17 protein-coding genes and 1 pseudogene are annotated in these 16,491 nt (G+C 70.4%); 8 read left to right on the top strand and 10 right to left on the bottom strand.

Annotated features, from left to right (window positions below):
• Together B4V06_RS13330 and gcvPB are read left to right on the top strand one after the other, a co-directional pair.
• A pseudogene (locus tag B4V06_RS13330) lies at nt 1-325 on the top strand (aminomethyl-transferring glycine dehydrogenase subunit GcvPA); the annotation flags it as partial.
• Complete coding sequence (gcvPB, locus tag B4V06_RS13325; protein ID WP_123112464.1) at nt 326-1,756, top strand: aminomethyl-transferring glycine dehydrogenase subunit GcvPB; 1,431 nt, start codon at nt 326-328, stop codon at nt 1,754-1,756.
• 34 nt (nt 1,757-1,790) lie between these two features.
• Here the strand turns inward: gcvPB and B4V06_RS13320 are convergent, their stop codons facing one another.
• Both B4V06_RS13320 and B4V06_RS13315 read right to left on the bottom strand, forming a co-directional pair.
• Nucleotides 1,791-2,543 carry a helix-turn-helix domain-containing protein gene (locus tag B4V06_RS13320; RefSeq protein WP_498170196.1) on the bottom strand — a complete coding sequence of 251 codons (753 nt, stop codon included), beginning with the start codon at nt 2,541-2,543 and terminating at the stop codon, nt 1,791-1,793.
• 280 nt (nt 2,544-2,823) lie between these two features.
• A complete protein-coding gene (locus B4V06_RS13315; protein WP_498170195.1) occupies nt 2,824-3,300 on the bottom strand; it encodes a cupin domain-containing protein in 477 nt (158 codons plus the stop codon).
• Nucleotides 3,301-3,420: 120 nt separating this feature from the next.
• On the opposite strand from B4V06_RS13315, the gene B4V06_RS13310 reads away from it, so the two are divergent.
• The 4 genes from B4V06_RS13310 (at nt 3,421) to B4V06_RS13295 (ending at nt 8,811) form a co-directional block, all read left to right on the top strand.
• Nucleotides 3,421-4,347, top strand: coding sequence for a decarboxylating 6-phosphogluconate dehydrogenase (locus tag B4V06_RS13310; RefSeq protein ID WP_123112462.1), 927 nt, complete (start codon nt 3,421-3,423; stop codon nt 4,345-4,347).
• Between the two features lie 151 nt (nt 4,348-4,498).
• The gene (locus B4V06_RS13305) at nt 4,499-4,843 is read left to right on the top strand and encodes a DUF5802 family protein (protein ID WP_123112461.1); all 345 of its coding nucleotides are present in this window, start codon (nt 4,499-4,501) and stop codon (nt 4,841-4,843) included.
• Nucleotides 4,844-5,473: 630 nt separating this feature from the next.
• Nucleotides 5,474-6,382: a Vms1/Ankzf1 family peptidyl-tRNA hydrolase gene (locus B4V06_RS13300; protein WP_498170194.1), complete on the top strand. Its 909-nt coding sequence runs from the start codon at nt 5,474-5,476 to the stop codon at nt 6,380-6,382.
• A gap of 224 nt (nt 6,383-6,606) precedes the next feature.
• A complete protein-coding gene (locus B4V06_RS13295) occupies nt 6,607-8,811 on the top strand; it encodes a PGF-CTERM sorting domain-containing protein (RefSeq protein WP_498170193.1) in 2,205 nt (734 codons plus the stop codon).
• Here the strand turns inward: B4V06_RS13295 and B4V06_RS13290 are convergent, their stop codons facing one another.
• From B4V06_RS13290 to B4V06_RS13280, 3 genes are all read right to left on the bottom strand, one after another.
• Nucleotides 8,812-9,243 (bottom strand): rhodanese-like domain-containing protein, encoded by a 432-nt coding sequence (locus B4V06_RS13290; protein ID WP_498170192.1) that lies wholly within the window; start codon nt 9,241-9,243, stop codon nt 8,812-8,814.
• Nucleotides 9,243-9,569, bottom strand: coding sequence for a cupin domain-containing protein (locus B4V06_RS13285; protein ID WP_123112457.1), 327 nt, complete (start codon nt 9,567-9,569; stop codon nt 9,243-9,245). The genes B4V06_RS13290 and B4V06_RS13285 overlap by 1 nt, the downstream gene beginning before the upstream one ends.
• A gap of 112 nt (nt 9,570-9,681) precedes the next feature.
• Nucleotides 9,682-10,638, bottom strand: a complete 957-nt coding sequence (locus tag B4V06_RS13280; protein ID WP_498170191.1) for an alpha/beta fold hydrolase — start codon at nt 10,636-10,638, stop codon at nt 9,682-9,684.
• Between the two features lie 253 nt (nt 10,639-10,891).
• On the opposite strand from B4V06_RS13280, the gene B4V06_RS13275 reads away from it, so the two are divergent.
• A complete protein-coding gene (locus tag B4V06_RS13275; protein WP_498170190.1) occupies nt 10,892-12,394 on the top strand; it encodes a sulfatase in 1,503 nt (500 codons plus the stop codon).
• Nucleotides 12,394-12,816 (top strand): GtrA family protein, encoded by a 423-nt coding sequence (locus B4V06_RS13270; RefSeq protein WP_123112454.1) that lies wholly within the window; start codon nt 12,394-12,396, stop codon nt 12,814-12,816. The genes B4V06_RS13275 and B4V06_RS13270 overlap by 1 nt, the downstream gene beginning before the upstream one ends.
• Before the next feature lie 51 nt (nt 12,817-12,867).
• Here B4V06_RS13270 and B4V06_RS13265 read toward each other — a convergent pair whose 3' ends face one another.
• The 5 genes from B4V06_RS13265 to B4V06_RS13245 all read right to left on the bottom strand — a co-directional run bounded on the left by B4V06_RS13265 (nt 12,868) and on the right by B4V06_RS13245 (nt 16,261).
• Nucleotides 12,868-13,569: a TVP38/TMEM64 family protein gene (locus B4V06_RS13265; protein ID WP_123112453.1), complete on the bottom strand. Its 702-nt coding sequence runs from the start codon at nt 13,567-13,569 to the stop codon at nt 12,868-12,870.
• Between the two features lie 304 nt (nt 13,570-13,873).
• Nucleotides 13,874-14,197: a hypothetical protein gene (locus B4V06_RS13260; RefSeq protein WP_123112452.1), complete on the bottom strand. Its 324-nt coding sequence runs from the start codon at nt 14,195-14,197 to the stop codon at nt 13,874-13,876.
• On the bottom strand, nt 14,190-15,041 hold the full coding sequence (locus B4V06_RS13255; RefSeq protein WP_498170189.1) for a hypothetical protein: 852 nt from the start codon (nt 15,039-15,041) through the stop codon (nt 14,190-14,192). The genes B4V06_RS13260 and B4V06_RS13255 overlap by 8 nt, the downstream gene beginning before the upstream one ends.
• Nucleotides 15,038-15,622: a DUF2589 domain-containing protein gene (locus B4V06_RS13250; RefSeq protein ID WP_123112451.1), complete on the bottom strand. Its 585-nt coding sequence runs from the start codon at nt 15,620-15,622 to the stop codon at nt 15,038-15,040. Before B4V06_RS13250 ends, B4V06_RS13255 begins: the two co-directional genes overlap by 4 nt.
• A 15-nt stretch (nt 15,623-15,637) precedes the next feature.
• The gene (locus tag B4V06_RS13245) at nt 15,638-16,261 is read right to left on the bottom strand and encodes a DUF2589 domain-containing protein (RefSeq protein ID WP_498170188.1); all 624 of its coding nucleotides are present in this window, start codon (nt 16,259-16,261) and stop codon (nt 15,638-15,640) included.
• Nucleotides 16,262-16,491: the final 230 nt, after the last annotated feature.

The raw sequence follows: 16,491 nt of genomic DNA, 5'->3' as shown, positions 1-16,491 counted from the left end.
GGTGGCGCTCCGCGCGGCGATCCACGCGGCGACGCTCGGCCCGGACGGCCTCGTCGACCTCGCGAACGACTGCGTCCGCGAGGCCGCGGGGCTCGCCGCCCGGATCGACGAGGTCGACGGCGCCGTCGCCCCGGTCCACGACCGCCACCACGTCCGGGAGTTCGCCGTGCGCGTCGACCAGCCGGCCGCGGCGATCGCCGAGGATTTGGAGGCCGAGGGGTTCGCCGTTCACGTCGTCGGCGAGCACCTCCTGCAGGTGTGCGTGACGGACCTGAACGCGAGCCGGGGGGACGACCTTGTCGCGGCGTTCGAGGAGGTGATCTGAGTGATCCACGACCAGGCCACCTACGAGCGCGAGGGCGAGGACGTCCGGGAACCGCTCCTCTCCGAGAAGGGCGAGGCGACGGTCGACGTGACCGACGAGTCGCCGCTCCCGGACGACCTGACGCGAGACGAGCTCACGCTCCCCGCGCCCTCCGAGCCGGAGATCGCCCGCCACTACACCCGGCTCTCGCAGATGAACTGGGCGATCGATTCCGGGCCGTACCCGCTCGGGAGCTGCACGATGAAGTACAACCCCAAGTTCACCGAGGACGTCGCCGCCGACCCGAACGCGGCGGTCCACCCGGCCCGCTCCGAGCGGTCCGTGCAGGGGAACTTAGAGCTCCAGTACCGGCTGCAGGAGTTCCTCGCCGAGATCGGCGGCATGGACGCCGTGACGCTCCAGCCGCCCGCGGGCGCGGCCGGCGAGCTCACCGGGATCCTCGTCGCGAAGGCGTACCACGAGCACCACGGCAACGACCGGTCGGAGGTCGTGATCCCGGCCTCCGCGCACGGGACGAACTTCGCGACCGCCGCGACCGCCGGCTACGACGTGGTCGAGCTCCCCTCCGGGGACGACGGGCGCGTCGACGTCGAGGCGCTGGAGGCGGCCGTCGGCGACGACACGGCCGCCCTCATGCTGACCAACCCGAACACGGTCGGGCTCTTCGAGCGCGACATCACGGAGATCGCCGAGATCGTCCACGATGCGGGTGGGCTGCTCTACTACGACGGCGCGAACCTCAACGCCCTGCTCGGTCGCGGCCGCCCCGGCGACATGGGGTTCGACGTGATGCATTACAACGTCCACAAGACGTTCGCAACCCCCCACGGCGGCGGCGGTCCCGGCGCCGGCCCGGTCGGCGTCGTCGACGAGCTGGCCGACTTCCTCCCCGCTCCGCAGGTCCGCGAAACCGAGAGCGTCAGCGGGTACGAGCGCTTCGAGCCGGACCACACCATCGGGAAGGTCCACGGGTTCGCCGGCAACTGGCTCGTCCTTATTAAGACGTACGCGTACGTCGCTCGCCTCGGCGACGAGGGGCTCGCGGACGCGGCCGCGAAGGCCGTCCTGAACGCGAACTACCTCGCCGAGCGGATCGACCTCGACGTGCCGCACGGCCCCTTCCACCACGAGTTCGCGGCGACCGCGGGCGAGCGCGACGCCGCCGACGTCGCCAAGCGGATGCTCGACTTCGGCGTCCACCCGCCGACGACGAAGTGGCCCGAGATGGTGCCCGAGGCGATGCTGACGGAGCCGACCGAGATCGAGGGGCAGTCCTCGCTCGACGACCTCGCCGAGGCGTTCAACCTCGCGTACGCCGACACCGACGAGGCGCTCGACGCCGCCCCGAACCGGACCGCCGCGGGCCGCATCGATCAGGTCTCCGCCGCGCGGAACCCGCGGCTCTCGTGGCAGGCGCTCGACGAGGAGTAGGACGGGAGCCGAAAGGAACGTCTCGCGTCGACTGTTATTCCGTCGCCGTCACGCCGGTCGCGTCGGAACCGCGGCGCGCGTCGCCGTCGCCGCCGTCGTCGACCTCCTCGACCGACGAGCCGGCGACCGCGGGCGCCGCTTCGGTCCCGGAGTCGGCCGCGTCGAACGACGTCCCGTTCTCGACGAAGCGGCGCAACACCTGCCCCTCGGCGCGGTGGAGCGTCTCGCTGCAGGTCGATTTGGCGATCTCGCGGTCGGCGGCGAGCTCCGTGAGCGTGCACTCACGGGGCGTGTCGTAGTACCCGGCTTCGACCGCGGCGCGGACGAGCTCGTGCTGGGACTCGGTGAGGATCGGGTCCGGATCGTCGCCGCCGGCCGACTCGACCGTGGCGCCCGCGGCCGCGAGCCGCCGCCCGAGCGCGGAGAGCCGCTCGCGGTCGTCGACCACGACGAGCGTCGCCAGTCCGTCCGAGACCTCGACGGGGAACTCGAACGGAACGCCCGCTCGCCGTGCGGCCGCGACGTAGGACGGCGCCGGGGCGGTGACGCGGACGACCGTCTCGGTTCGCCCGCGCTCGACGGTCTCGATCCGGTCCACGTCGTCGTGGTCGCGGAGGGCGTCGACGGCGGCCGCGCGGTCGACTCCCGCCGCCGTCAACGCGGTGACGTCGCTCTCGTCGGCGGCGACGGTGCCGGTGACCGTGAGCGTCGCGTCCGGAGCCGACCGCGAGACCTCGCCGAGCCAGGAGTCGTCGGGGAGGCCGAGGCGCAACCGCGTTCGACTCATCGGTTCCACCCCGTGGCCGTCGTCCTGGCGTCCTCTCGGGACATTCGTACGGATGCTACGGGGCCTCGACCCCTCCGGCTATCCCTTCATACGTTTCGGTGTTAAATAGCGCCCGGCGACTCGCGGTTCCGTGGCTCTCTCGCGGCTCCTCCCTCCCGCGGCTCCATTCTCCCGCGGCTCCTCTCCCCCGGGCGCCTCGTCAGGACCGACGGACCACCGAAGTCGGACGCTCGCGTGCGCGCCCACCGGAGACGACATCGCCCGACCGCTCGGGCGGCGCCTACATCTCCCAGTAGTCGACGTCGCCGTCGATCTCGTAGTATCCCTCCAGCGAACGCTCCTCGCGGCCGCCCGGTGGCGACCCGGCGTAGACGCCGAACGTCCCCGCGTCGGGATACACCGTGACGTCGGGCTCCCTCATCGTCGACAGCGCGAGGTACCGCACCGGCTCGTCGCCTTCGTTGACGACGCGGTGCGCGCCGGCCTCGTCGGCCGCGAACGCGACGTAGTCGCCGGCCTCGATCGCGTGCGTCTCCCCGTCGTGTCGCAGGGTCGCCTCGCCGGCGAGGACGTAGAGCGCCTCCTCGTTGGCGGTGTGGTAGTGGTACGGCCACGACTTCGCGCCGGCGGGGAGCTCGTAGAGGCTACACCCGATCCCCTCGCCGCCGGCCGCCTCGCCGAGTTGCTTCCGGCGGAACCGGATCTCGCCGCGCTCCGTCTCTTTCCAGTCGAGGTCTCCTTCGTTGACACGGGGCATGGGTCGTGGTCGCGGAGCGTCGCAAAAACGGTTCCGGGGGTCGGTCGGCGAGCGTCGCCCGGGTCGCGCGTCGGCCACCGAACCGGAACCACTACGGCGGGCGGTCGCCACCCCTCGCGCATGGAACTCGGCGTCATCGGACTCGGGCGGATGGGGCAGATCGTGGTGAACCGGTCGCTGGAGGCCGGCCACGACGTGGTCGCGTTCGACCTCTCGGCGGAGGCGACCGCGACCGCGGCGGAGGCGGGCGCGGAACCCGCTGACTCGGTCGAAGACCTCTGTGGGCGGTTGGAGGGCTCGGACGACGGCGAGCGGGACGGGAAGCGCATCTGGCTCATGGTGCCCGCGGGCGAGGCGGTCGACGCCACGCTCGCAGACTTAGAGCCGCACCTCGACGGGGACGACGTGATCGTCGACGGGGGAAACTCCCACTTCGAGGCGTCCACCCGCCGCGCCGAGGAGACGGACGCCGCCTACCTCGACTGCGGCACGTCCGGGGGACCGGCGAGCGCCGAGGCGGGCTTCTCGCTGATGGTCGGCGGCCCGGCGTGGGCCTACGAGGCGATGGTCCCCGTGTTCGACGCGGTCGCGACCGGTCCGGACGGCCACGACCGGATGGGCGAGTCGGGGTCGGGTCACTACGTGAAGATGGTCCACAACGGCGTGGAGTACGCGCTGATGCAGGCGTACGGCGAGGGGTTCGAGCTCCTCGCGGAGGGCCGGTACGACCTCGACATGGAGTCGGTCGCGCGCACGTGGAACAACGGCGCGGTCATTCGGTCGTGGCTCCTCGAGCTGTGCGAGGAGGCGTTCCGCGAGGAGGGGTCGGACCTCGGTGACGTCGCGGACCACGTCGCGGGCGGGTCCACGGGCACGTGGACCGTCGAGGAGGCGCTCGAACAGGCGGTGCCGGTGCCGCTCATCTATCAGGCGCTCGCGGAGCGGTTCGACTCGCGGAACGAGGGGCGCTTCTCGCGGCGGCTCGCGAACCGGCTGCGGTACGGGTTCGGCCGCCACGAAGTCGCGCGGCGGTCGGACGGGGAGTAGGAGAGTCGCGGGGGTACGAGGTCGCGGGGGCGCTGGATCGCGGGGTACGGGATTGCGGGCACCAGGAGCCCGCGGGATCGCCGCTTATCGCGTTCGATCGCGCGCCGGGTAACGCTTATATACTACCGTGTCAGAGGATACCATGCATAGCATGTTCGAGCGATTCTCGAGCGGATACTACCTGGGGGAACTGTACGTGGAGCCCCACGACGGCGACCGCGCCGTCATCCAGCGGGCCGACCACGAGCACGTCAACGAGCAGCTGTACGCGGACGGCGAGGGAGTCGAGCGGCTCGACGCACCCCTCGTAATGAAACTCGGCGCCGGCCACATCCCGGTCGGCGGCGACGACGACGTGCCGAGCGGAACGCTCGCGGTCCCCCACGAGATCGCCGACGAGACGCTCCCGGACCGCAAGAACGTCCTGCTGGCGGACGCGGATCGGGCGGAGACGCTGTTGCGGTGGGAGGGTTGGGAGCCACACGTGAACGCGTGACACGAGAACGGGTCTATTGATTCCGTTTTCTGTGGCGTCTGCGGTTTGGTCGGCAGTTTATAAGTAGATTATAAGCGAGCGACGGCAAACCACTCCAAAGCCCCAGCCGGGAGGCGGGCGCACGCTCGCTGTCGTTCGAGACGCCAAAGGCGTCTCGTGATGACGAAACGGCGAAGCCGTTTCGAACCACGCGCTTCGGTCGCTCACTCCGTTCGCTCCCTGCAGTGCTTACGTCGTCATCAGAACGCTCAGCGTTCTGATTGGCTCACGAGAGCTTTGCTCTCGTGAACGCCTGCGCCCGCCTCCCGGCTGCCCCTTTGAGTCCCACCCGCACAGCGACCGCACCTCACGCCTCCCCAGCCTCGTCACCGGCGCTACGCGCCGGTTGCAAGCGAGAGCTTCGCTCTCGCACTGTCGGTGGTCCTCCGCGTTGCTCCGGACCACCGACTCCCTCGCGGGCTCTCGCCGGCGGCTCCGCCGCCGGCTGTCAGAGAGACCTCCGGTCTCTCTCTACTCGCGGTCGTCGATGACGACCGCTCGGAGGCACGCCACCGCAGTTATTTATAAATCATTCCGCGACTACCCCGCCGCAGACGCACCTTTTAGGTCGCCGGGGGTCGCGGATTCGGTATGATCGACAGGCTGCTCGGGCGCGCCGAGCTGAAAGAGCGGATCGAGGAGTTAGAGGAGGAGAAGCGCCACCTCGAACGCCGCGCCGAGGCCGAGGAGGAGCGCCGCTCTGACGCCGTCGCCGACCGCCAGCGCGCCGAGGAGCGCGTCAACGAGCTCGAACACCGGATCGAGTCGTTAGAGGAGCGGCTGAGCCGGACCGAGGACGAGGAGGCGTCGATCGAGTTCCGGCGCGTGAGCGACGCCCGCGGCCCGCGACTGGACGATATCCTCGACCGCTTCCGGGGCGTCGAGAGTGACGACGCCGAGGGGCTGCTCACCGCCTTCGTCCCGGGCGACGACGCGGTCCCGACGAGCGTGTCGGAGTGGTTCGGCGACCGCACCCGACTCGTTCGGCGGGCCGCGCCCGCGGTCGTCCTCGCCGACGACTCGGGCGCCGTGAGCGCGGCGATCGCGCCCCCGATAGCGCCCGAACCGTTCGATCGGTGGGACGACGGCTTCCGACTGGAAGACGCGTGGTTCCGGCCGACCGGGCGGTTCGCCTTCGCGGTGGTCCGCTCGGACACGTTCGCGCTCGGCACCTACGAGGGCGCCGAGCGCGTCGCCTTCGAGGGGTTCACCTCCGACGTGAAGGAGGCCCACTCGAAGGGCGGCTTCTCGCAGGGGCGCTTCGAGCGCCGCCGCGAGGGGCAGATCGACGACCACCTGAAGAAGGCGAACCGCCAGCTGGCGGCCGTCGCCGACGCGGACGACGTCGACCGCGTGATCGTCGTCGGCGAGCGGAGCGTCCTCGGCGAGGTCCGCGAGCACGCCGACGTCACCGACGTGTCGGACGCGACCGGCGAGCCGAAGGCGGCGCTCGACGACGCCTTCAGCGACTTCTGGACCGCCCGGATCCACGCGATATGAGCCGCGTCGTCGGCGCGGGCGCGACTCCGATCGACCCCGGTGGTATGGAGTTTATAACTAAATAGCTCGGTGACGGATGCTCGCACGGAGGGACGTCACACGCTCCCTCTCCCCCCTCGTCGATCGTTTTTTCGATGTCCGCGCCCGGAACGAGAGCGACGCGTGTCCGCGGCGACCGCGTCGCGAGGAACAGGCCTATGTCGCCGTCGCCCGGTGGTGGATCCATGACACGGTCGGGTTCGGATCCAGCGGTTCGATCCGTCGCCGCGTTGCTCGTCGCGCTCCTGCTCGTCGCCGCGCTGGGGGTCGCCGCACCGGGGGCCGCCGGGAGCGCGGCGGTCGACGACCGCTCCGCCCCGAGCGACGCCGTCGCGCTCGGCGGGACCGAGTTCCACGGGTCCGTCGGCCCCGACTCGCCCGAGGACGCCGCGGGCGACGACGCGGGTCAGGTCGACGACTCCGACAGGATCCGCCTGCGGAACGAGCTGTCGATGACCGCCGAGCCCGGAACGGTCGCGGTCAGGACGCGGGCGGCTATCCCCGACCGCGTCACCGAGCTCCGGGTGACTCTGCTCAGCGCGAACGACGACGCGGTCGAGGCCGACGGGTTCGAGCGGGCCGACGACGCCGGCCCCGACGAGTCGGCGTGGGTGTGGGACGGCGAGACGGCGACCCCCTCGCTCACCTACGCGATGGACGCCAACGACACCGTCGAGGCGGCGGGACCGCTCGGCGCCCGCGGCTCCTACCGGTTCGTCGACGCCGGCGAGTGGGCGTTGGTCCGGACGCCGCGGACGAGCGCGAGCTGGTCGTACACCGGCCAGTACGACGGCCAGGTCCGGCTGACCCGAGAGAACGCCGTCGACGGCGAGGGGGTCGCCTCGCAGGCGATGGCGTTCCTCGGCCCGTACGAGGAGCACGTCCGCGAGGCCGGCGGCCAGCGCTACCGCCTGATCGTCCCCGCGGCGGCCGACCTCGAAGCGACTCCCGACGAGGTGTTCGGCGTCTTCGAGTCGGCGTCGACCGCGCTGCAGGTCGGCGCGCGCGACGAGGCGGTGTTCGCCGTCGCCGCTCCCACCGACGGCGTCGAGTGGGGGGTCCGCGGACTCCAGGTCGCCGACGCCGACCTCTGGGTCCGGGACGTCGAGCCGGCCGGCACGGCGGCCGACGTGTGGACGCACGAGTACGTCCACACCCGGCAGGCCTACCGCGCCGACGCGAGCGGCCGGTGGATCACCGAGGCGAGCGCGACCTACTACGCCGCGCTGTTCGCCTTGGACCGCGGCGACGCCGATTTCGACGAATTCGAGCGGACCCTGGCGCGCGGCGAGCGGGATCCCGACGCCTCGGCGGTGCTCGCCGACCCCGGCACGTGGGAGCGCAACCCCGACTACACGAAGGGGGCGCTCGTCGCCGGCGAGATCGACCGCCGGCTCCGCGTCGCGACCGACGGGAGCGCCTCGCTCGCGACGGTCGTCCGCGATCTGAACGCCGCGGACGGACCGATCACCAACGGGGACGTGCTCGACGCCGTCGAGGCGGCCGCGGCCGAGGGGGCCGACGCCGAGACCGCGGCCGCGATCCGCACCGAGGCCGAGCGCCTGACGACCACCCGGGAGACGGCGGAGACGTGGGACCGCGAGGCGCACGCGGAGGCGTTCGGCGAGACGCCCGCGCAGGTCGGGTACGCGCTCGCGGACGACGGGGTCCGGGCGACCGGCGAGTACCGCGACCGCCCGGTCGCGAGCGACCCGGTCGAGCTGGTGGCCGGCGAGAGGCTCGCGCTCGCCGTCGACGTCACCAACACGGGCGGCGTCGCCGGCGAGTACGACCTCGCGTTGACCGTCGACGGCGAGGTCGTCGACTCGCGGAACGGCTCGGTCGAGGCGGGCGCGGCGACCACCGAGCGGTTCGAACGGGCGTTCTCTGACCCCGGCGAATACGCCGTCCGGATCGCCGGCGAGCGGCTGACGGTCGCCGTCTCCGAGCCCGCGCCGCCGTCGGTCAGAGCGGTCTCCGCGGACGCGGACCGCGTGGCCGCCGGCGAGTCGGTGCGCGTCACCGCGACCGTCGCCAACGACGCCGGCCTCCCGGCCGGGGCGGACGTCGAGTTCCGGGTCGACGGCGAGACGGTCGCCACGGCGCCCGTCCGGCTCGACGCCGGCGCGGAGGGAACGGTCGCGAGGAACGTCACGCTCGGGGAGTCGGGAGAGTCGGGAGGTATCGCCGGCGGCGACGGCGAGGCGACCGTGAGCGTCGTCGGCCCGGAAGACGAGGCCTCGACGACCGTCACCGTCGACGGGGAGGGTCCGCTCGGCGGGGAGGGTGGGGCCACCGACGACGGCGCGCCCGGGTTCGGCCCCGTCGTCGCTGTCGTCGCGCTGCTGTCGGCCGCGGGGCTGTTCGGACGGCGGGGCCCCGGCTCCTGATCAGAACGGGGCGTCGGGACCCTCGTCCGCCGCGCCGTCGCTCGCGTCGGGGCGCTCGTCGGCCCTCTCCGTCGTCACCAGCTCGTCGACGTCGCGCTGCCACGCCTCGACGCCCCCGCGGAGGCTCTCGACGCGCGCGTCCTCGATCCCGGCGTAGCTCCCGATCAGCTGTGCGGCCTGCCGGCTGGCGATCCCGTGCGGGCAGACGGTGACGATCCGCGAGGCGCCGGCGAGCTCCTCGACGCGGGTCGTCAGCTCGGGGAACGGGACGCACTCGCTGCCGGGGAGGTGGCCGCGGTCGAACGCCCGCTGGTCGCGGATATCGACGATTCGGAGGTCTTCGCCCCCCTCGCTCCCGTCCGCCGCTTCGTCGCGGTCGGCGGTCTCGTCGAGGAGCGCCGCCAGCTCCTCGGGGTCGATCTCGCCGTCCATCAGGGGAGCGGGCAGAGGCTCGCCGTGAGCACGGCTCGCTCGTCCGTGTCGTTCCGGGCGCCGTGGACCGCGCCGCGCTCGTTCGGGACCACCGCGGGCGCCGCGAGCGTTTCCTCGGTCCCCTCCCTGACGACCGTCGGTTCTCCCTCGATAACGTGGAAGACGTTGGTCGCGTCGGCGTGTTCGTGCGGGTCGACGGCGGCGTCCGGGCCGAGGACGAACGCCTTCACGAGCACGTCGTCGGTGACGACGAGTTCGGCGGTCTCCACCTCGCCCGCCGCGGGATCGAGCTCGGAGACGGCGTCGGCGTATCTGTCGAGCGTCATGCCCGACTGTCGTCGCCGTCGATACATAAGGCCCGTGGCGGGTGGACCGCGGCGAGAGGGCCGTGGTGGGTGGACCGCGGCGAGAGGGCCGCGGCGGGCGGTGGTAGCGGGGCTACTCCCGCGCGCCGGGCGGGAGCGGGTCGGCGTGGTCGGCGATCGCCTCCGCGACGCGGTGCGGCTCCTCGTGGACGACCCAGTGGGTCGCGGTGTCGAGCGTCAGCAGCCGGCCCTCGGCGCAGCGGTCGACGCTCCGCCCCGCCATCCGCTTCGTGAGGAAGCGGTCCCTCGCGCCCCAGATCACGAGGGTGGGCACCTCGACGCGGGTCTGCTCGGGGGTCGGGCGATCGCGGACGATCGCGCGGTACCAGTTCACCATCGCCTCGAAGGCGCCCTCGCGGTTCCACGCACGCCGGTAGCGCCGGATGTCCTCGTCGCTGAACGTGCCGGGGGTACTGGAGTCGCGGAGCCCGCGAACGGCCAGCCGCCAGTTCCCCGCGCTGGCGACGGCCTCGGGGAGCCTCGGGAGCTGGAACGCGAGCATGTACCAGCTCTTGAACCGCTGGTCCCACGAGCTCCGGAGCGTCTCCTCGAAGACGGTCGGGTGCGGGACGTTGACCGCGACGAACTCCGAGACGCGGTCAGCGTGGTGGAGCGCGAGCCACCACCCCACCGCCGCCCCCCAGTCGTGTCCGGCGACGGCGGCGGTCTCCCGCCCGTACGCGTCGACGATGCCGACGACGTCGCGGGCGAGCTCGCCGATCCGGTAGTCGCTCACGGCTGGCGGCTTCGCCGAGAGGTTGTACCCGCGCTGGTCGGGGACCACGACGCGGTACCCGGCGTTGGCGAGCGTCGCGATCGTCTCGTGCCAGCCGTACCAGAACTCGGGGAACCCGTGGAGCAGGACGAGCAGCTTCCCGTCTTCCGGCCCCGCCTCGACGAGGTGGAGTCGGACGCCGTTCGTCTCCACCGCCCGCGATTCCGCCGGCACCGACTCGGGGATCTCGTCGTCCGGGACGTCGGCGTCTATCGCGTCGACGCCGCGAACCGCCTCTGTCGTCGCATCGCTCATGAACGTGGCTTGGCGCGCCGCCGGCAAATAGCTACGCTCGCCGCCGTCACCGGAATCGAAATCCTCAAGCCGCTGGCAGGCGGCTTCTGGGGTATACTCGTGTTTCTGACGCGCGTCTCGACGAGGCGCGGGCTCCTCGCGGGCCCGTCCCCTCGACGGACGGCCGTGCCCAGTTCGACCCGCCGAGGGCACACGGCGCGACCGGTCGGGCCGCTCCGCGGTGCCGCGGCGTCGGAGACACCCACCGCATAACATGGCTCCGGACACGTCACACCCGGACGAGCCGGTATCGGGCTCGTCCACGCCGGCGGAATCGCGATCGACCGACGCCGACCCCGAGGTCTCCAACGTCGTTCTCGTCACGATCGACTCGCTCCGAGCGGACGCGATCGCGCCGTACGACGACGAGCGGATCTCGCCGGTGCTCGCCGAGCTGGCCGACGACGGAACCGTCTTCGACCGATCGTTCGCGACCGGGAACTGGACCCCCTTCTCGTTCCCCTCGATCCTCGCGTCCGAGCCCGTCTTCGCTCGGAACGGCGACATCGGCGTGACCGGCGCGCGGACGCTCGCCTCGGTGCTCTCGGAGGCGGGGATCGCGACCGGCGGCTTCAACGCCGCGAACGGCTTTCTCACCTCTCACTGGGGGTACCCCGAGGGGTTCGACGAGTTCGAGCCGTTCGTCACCAGCGTCGGGTCGAGCCGGTACAGCCGCTACCTCGCCGCCCACCCGACGGTCGAGGCGTGGATCCAGCTGCTCGCCTCCCCGTTTCGCCGTCTCAACTCCACGTTCAGGGGACGCAGCGACGAGCGGCCGTTCCTCGACGCCTCGCGGATGTTCGACGTCGAGGACGCCGCGACGGAGTTCATCGACGAGACGGACGGGCCGTTCTTCCTGTGGACCCACTACATGGACACCCACACGCCGTACGTCCCGGCGCCGCGGTACATCCGCGAGGTGTCCGACGGGCTGGTCGGGACCCACCGGATGCTCCACGCGCACACCCGAACGAGCCTCGGGCTGGAGGTCGACGAGCGGACCCTCCGCGAGCTCCGGACGCTGTATCAGGCGACAGTCAAGCAGGTCGACGACAGCGTCGGGCGCGTGCTCGAGGCCCTCGAAGCGGCCGGCGTCGCCGACGAGACCGCGATCATCGTCGCGGGCGACCACGGCGAGGAGTTCCAGGAGCACGGCCACCTCGCGCACTACCCGAAGCTGTACGACGAGCTGATTCACGTGCCGTTCATCGTGAACGTCCCCGGCGAAGACGGGGGTCGCGTCTCCGAACACGTCGGGCTCGACGCGATCCCGCCGACCGTGGCCGACCTCCTCGGTGTGGAGTCGCCGCCGGAGTGGCGCGGGGGGTCGGTGGCGCCCGCGGTCAGAGGCGAGGCCGAGCCCGATCAGGACCCCGTCGTCTCCGTGACGGTCCGCGGCGAGGAGGTGACGGAGCAGCCCATCCCGCGCTCGATGGACGACGGCGAGCTCCTGGTGAGCGTCCGCGACGCGGAGTGGACCTACATCGAGAACGCAGACACCGGGGAGACGGAGCTGTACCACCGACCCTCGGACCCGACTCAGCAGGAGGACCTGTCCGCCGACCCGACCGATGAAGAGCTGGCCGTCGTCGAGCGGTTCGCCCCCGTCGCCGCCGGCCACGTGGCCGAGCTTCGCGACCGCGACGGGGACGCCGCCGGGGACGACGAGGTCGACGAGGACCTCGAGGCCCGGCTCGAGGCGCTCGGCTATCGCTGATGTTACGGGGGATCCTCCGCAACCTCGTCAGCGGACCGATCGCCGTCCAGATGCGCCGGTTCGTGATCGTCGGCGCGTTCACCGCCGGCATACAGATGGGACTGCTCTGGCTGTTCGTCGACGCCGCCGGGATCAACTACCTGATCGGCGCAACGGTCGCCATCGAGATCACGATCATTCTCTCGTACGTGTTCAACAACGCGTGGACGTTTGAGGCGAGACAGAACACGGGCACGACCGAGTATCTCTCGGGACTGCTGAAGACGAACCTCGTCCGGGGGACGGCGATCCCGATCCAGCTCGGCGTCCTCTACGCGCTTGTGGAGTGGGGTGGGGTAATGTACCTCGTCTCCAACGGGTTCGCCATCTTCCTCAGCGGAATCTATCGGTTCGCGCTCGACTCGCTCTGGACATGGGGGTGAATCGGGGAGCGCCTCGTCCGGCGCCGGGCCGGGGGCGCGGTCGCCGCTTATTTAAAAGGGGAGTCGGGGCTCGACGCGGGCGATGATGTCGCGGATCGTCTCCTGTTTATAATACCCGACCACCGACGCGAGGACGACGACGAGGATGAGCGCGAGCCCGGAGAGGAAGCGTCCGCTCGCGAGCTCGCCGCCGGCGTACACCGTGAGCACGTACGCGGGGAGCCGGCCGACGGCGATGACGCCCATGAACGCGGGGAGCGTCCACTTCGTGAGCCCGCTTAAAAAGCAGATGGCGTCGTCCGGGAGCCCGGGGATGATCACGAACGCGAACAGGCCCGGGAGCCCGACCGTGTCGACGAACCCGTCGAACCGCACAATAATGTCCTCGTGGATCACGTCCTCGACGAACGACCGGCCGTAGTGCTTCGACAGCGAGAAGGCGATCGCGCTCCCGATGAGCACACCCGTGACGCTGTAGACGGTGCCGGCGAGCGGGCCGAAGAGGTACCCCGCGACGAGGGCGACGACTTGGCCCGGAATCGGCGCGACGATCACCTGGAGGGCCTGGATGGCGATGAACACGAGCGGCGCGAGGACGCCGAACTGCCGGAGCCACAGGCGGAGCGCCTCGGCGTCGGTGAGGAACCAGGCGTACTCGCGGACGAAGAGGTAGAGGAGGACGAAGCCGACCGCGACGCCGACGAACGCGAGGATCCCCCGTCGTCTGTCCGACGCCGAGGCGAAGAGTCTCATTCGTGTTACAACCGGCCAGCGGTCGACTTGAACCTTGTCAAAACCGAAACCTCTCAAGGGACGTGGTCGGGAGGCCGCGGCGTCCGCGACGTCCGCGCCGACCCGACGGTAACGGGCCGTCGGCTCCATATCGCGATCCCACGTCGAGGAGAGATGGAGGGTCCCACGTCGAGGAGAGATGGAGGGTCCCACGTCGAGGAGAGACGGAACCGAGTGCGCGTTCCGCCGCGAGACCGGGTCGTTCCGCCGACTTCCGCTCACCTGACTCGGAATCGGGGACCGGACCGCGACGCATCGGCCCCGGTCACTCCACGTCGAACGGCGCGTCGTCGATCGAGTTCTCCAGTTTCGTCCCGTGGCTCTGAACGATGGCGCTCCCGAGGTATCCCAGCCCGGTCGCGTCGGCGTCGAGCCACGCGACGGTCCCGTCGGCCTCCAGGAACCCGAGCCGACCGCGGTCCTCGTCGATGACGAGCACGCCGGCGAAGAACCCGTTCTCGCCCTCAGCGAGCGCCAGCTCGTACCCTCGGTCCTCGAGCTGCTCTCGGTACCGCTCCATCCGCCGTTCCAGCTCCTGTCGGTCCTCCGCGTCGAGTGGCTCGAAGTACCCGTTGAAGTCGTCACTCATCGTCGGTCACCTCGTCGTCCGAGACGAACTCGCGGATCCGGTTTCTCGGATCGATGACGGGGGTGTCCAAGTCGGGCAGACCGCCGAGGGGACCGTCGCCGCCCTCGCTGCCGTCGTCGCTGCCCTCGCCGCCATCGTCGCCACCTTTGCTGCCATCATCGTCGCCCGCGGGCCCCTCGTCATCGCCGCCCGATCCATCGCTCTCGGAGCCGGCCGATCCGCCGTCGTCTCCGTCGTCCCCGCCACTGCCATCGTCCCCGCCACTGCCATCGTCTCCGCCACCGCCGTCGTCTCGCGTTCCCTCGTCTTCCCGCTCCCTCTCGTTCTTGTCCTCACTCTCGCTCTCATCTCTCTGTTCCCCGCTCTCGCTTTCCCCGTCCGTCGGCTCGTCGACGTTCTCGCCGATGTCTTCGCCCGCCTGCTCCAGCAGGCGTGTCCGGAGGACCTCCTCGTTGACGTCCCACGGCGGGTCCCAGACGAAGCCGATGTCAGGGCGCGCGAACGGATATTCGCCCTCGCCGCCCTCCACCGGGAGGTCGCCGAGGTCAGGCTGGTCGCCGGGCTCGATGAAGTCGTACACCTCGAGGTCGAACGAGATGGCGGTCTCGTCCTCGGGGCGGTCGGTGACGTACATCCTAGTGACGCCGTTTTCTTCCCGAGCCTCGAGCCCGACGTCGAGGTCGATCGAGATGTTCGTCGCGTGATATACCGGGATCCGGGAGTCCCGTTGGGAGGGGGACGCCTGCAGCAACGTGTACGCCGCCTGTCCGTGGCTCTGCGCGGCCACCTCCGCCTGCAGGACCGCGTCGTACAGCGAGGTGAGGAACTTCTCCAGTTCGGTCATTCCGTCTCGTCCTCCGCGTCCGGGATGACGCCCTCGTCGGTCGTCGCGACGGCGCTGTTCGCGGCCCGTTCGAGCGTCTCCATTCCCGTCGTCTGCGTGTCGACCTCGGCGCGCATTCGGATATCGAGGTCGTACTTGGACTTGGTCCGCTCCGAGAACGTCGTCGATTCGGACGACGGCGCGACTTGCAGCTGCGTCGGCGACGGGAGGAACGGGGCGGTGCCACCGGAGCCATCGCCGCCGTTCCCGTCCTCGTCGCTCTCTTCGGTACGTTCGCCGGTGATCCGCGCCGAGAACGTCTGTTCGATCTCGTGGACGACGAGCTCCGGGAACGAGAGGAACAAGACGATCGGGATCTCCAGCTCCTTCCGGATCCGGCTCTCCTCGCCGGTCTCGCTGTCGATTCCCGTCGTGGCGTAGCTGAACGTGACCGTCCTGAGCGACCCGTCCTCGAACCCGATCTCCCGGAGGAGCCGGAGCGACTCCGTCTGCGCCTGGACGTTCGCCTCGATGGCCGCCACGAGCGGGGCGGAGAACAGCGAGGCGAGCGGGAGGTCGGAGAGTGTCTCTGTAGCTTGCACGGGTCAGTCCTCCTCTCAGCTTCCGGCGCCGTTGCCGCCGTTGCCGCCGTTGGTGGCGCTCCCCTCCGGCACCTCAACGATCGTCTGCTCGAGGACGCCGAGGAGCTTCTTCACCCCCTCAGGCGCCTCGACGGACCCCGCCTGGACGTGGACCTGCTGATCGTACGTCCGCTCGACCTCCTGTGAGCGGCTGCTCTTGCGCTGGTAACTGGAGTTCACCGACCACTCCGTCCGGCCGGTGAACCAGCCCTGTTTCCCCTTGTTCTCGACTTCCAGGTTGAACTCGTCCGAGACCTCGTACGTCTGCAGCGAATTCAGCTTGACGTTGAAGTCCACGGTGACCTGCTCGACCTCGAAGTACGGGACGTTGGTCAACAGCAGGAACGGGATCGTGATCGTGTGGCTCTTGAGCGTGCTGTCGCCGCTCTCTTCGTCGATAACCTCTTTCTCGTAGCTGAACTCGACCATCCGGGGCGACTTCTCGCCGTTCTCGCCCTCGGTGAAACCCACGTCCTTGATGAACTGGGCCGCGGCTTCGGACGCGTCGGTGTTGGCTTTCACCGCCGCGATCAGTGGGCCCCCGATGATCGACTGGTACGGGATGTTCCCCAACTCGGCCGGGAAGTTCGGATTCGGCATGGTTCAAGTTGGAAAATTAATCCTTTTATGTTTAAATGTATGGGGGTGAGTGAAAGTGTAACAAACCCCCACGTATTTCGCCGCTTCAGAGGGTACTCACCTTCGGAATCGGATGACGGCGTGGAGCGCATGGCGGTTCCACACGGCGATCACAGCCGCTCGTGAAAACGTGGGTTCGCTCGCTCGGCAAGAAGGATCGGCGACGGAATCTCTGGTCCTGTCGCTCGGGG

Source organism: Halorubrum sp. B53 (assembly GCF_059752395.1).
Note: the sequence above shows the minus strand (reverse complement) of the source record. Positions and strands in the feature narration are given on the sequence as shown.

What these genes read in the sequence shown, in the direction of transcription:
- B4V06_RS13290 (WP_498170192.1), bottom strand. Translation starts at nt 9,243, where the DNA reads ATGGACGGCGAGATCGACCCCGAGGAGCTGGCGGCGCTCCTCGACGAG.
- B4V06_RS13315 (WP_498170195.1), bottom strand. Translation starts at nt 3,300, where the DNA reads ATGCCCCGTGTCAACGAAGGAGACCTCGACTGGAAAGAGACGGAGCGC.
- B4V06_RS13310 (WP_123112462.1), top strand. Translation starts at nt 3,421, where the DNA reads ATGGAACTCGGCGTCATCGGACTCGGGCGGATGGGGCAGATCGTGGTG.
- B4V06_RS13275 (WP_498170190.1), top strand. Translation starts at nt 10,892, where the DNA reads ATGGCTCCGGACACGTCACACCCGGACGAGCCGGTATCGGGCTCGTCC.
- B4V06_RS13260 (WP_123112452.1), bottom strand. Translation starts at nt 14,197, where the DNA reads ATGAGTGACGACTTCAACGGGTACTTCGAGCCACTCGACGCGGAGGAC.
- B4V06_RS13280 (WP_498170191.1), bottom strand. Translation starts at nt 10,638, where the DNA reads ATGAGCGATGCGACGACAGAGGCGGTTCGCGGCGTCGACGCGATAGAC.
- B4V06_RS13245 (WP_498170188.1), bottom strand. Translation starts at nt 16,261, where the DNA reads ATGCCGAATCCGAACTTCCCGGCCGAGTTGGGGAACATCCCGTACCAG.
- B4V06_RS13255 (WP_498170189.1), bottom strand. Translation starts at nt 15,041, where the DNA reads ATGACCGAACTGGAGAAGTTCCTCACCTCGCTGTACGACGCGGTCCTG.
- B4V06_RS13285 (WP_123112457.1), bottom strand. Translation starts at nt 9,569, where the DNA reads ATGACGCTCGACAGATACGCCGACGCCGTCTCCGAGCTCGATCCCGCG.
- B4V06_RS13295 (WP_498170193.1), top strand. Translation starts at nt 6,607, where the DNA reads ATGACACGGTCGGGTTCGGATCCAGCGGTTCGATCCGTCGCCGCGTTG.
- B4V06_RS13265 (WP_123112453.1), bottom strand. Translation starts at nt 13,569, where the DNA reads ATGAGACTCTTCGCCTCGGCGTCGGACAGACGACGGGGGATCCTCGCG.
- B4V06_RS13300 (WP_498170194.1), top strand. Translation starts at nt 5,474, where the DNA reads ATGATCGACAGGCTGCTCGGGCGCGCCGAGCTGAAAGAGCGGATCGAG.
- B4V06_RS13305 (WP_123112461.1), top strand. Translation starts at nt 4,499, where the DNA reads ATGTTCGAGCGATTCTCGAGCGGATACTACCTGGGGGAACTGTACGTG.
- B4V06_RS13320 (WP_498170196.1), bottom strand. Translation starts at nt 2,543, where the DNA reads ATGAGTCGAACGCGGTTGCGCCTCGGCCTCCCCGACGACTCCTGGCTC.
- B4V06_RS13270 (WP_123112454.1), top strand. Translation starts at nt 12,394, where the DNA reads ATGTTACGGGGGATCCTCCGCAACCTCGTCAGCGGACCGATCGCCGTC.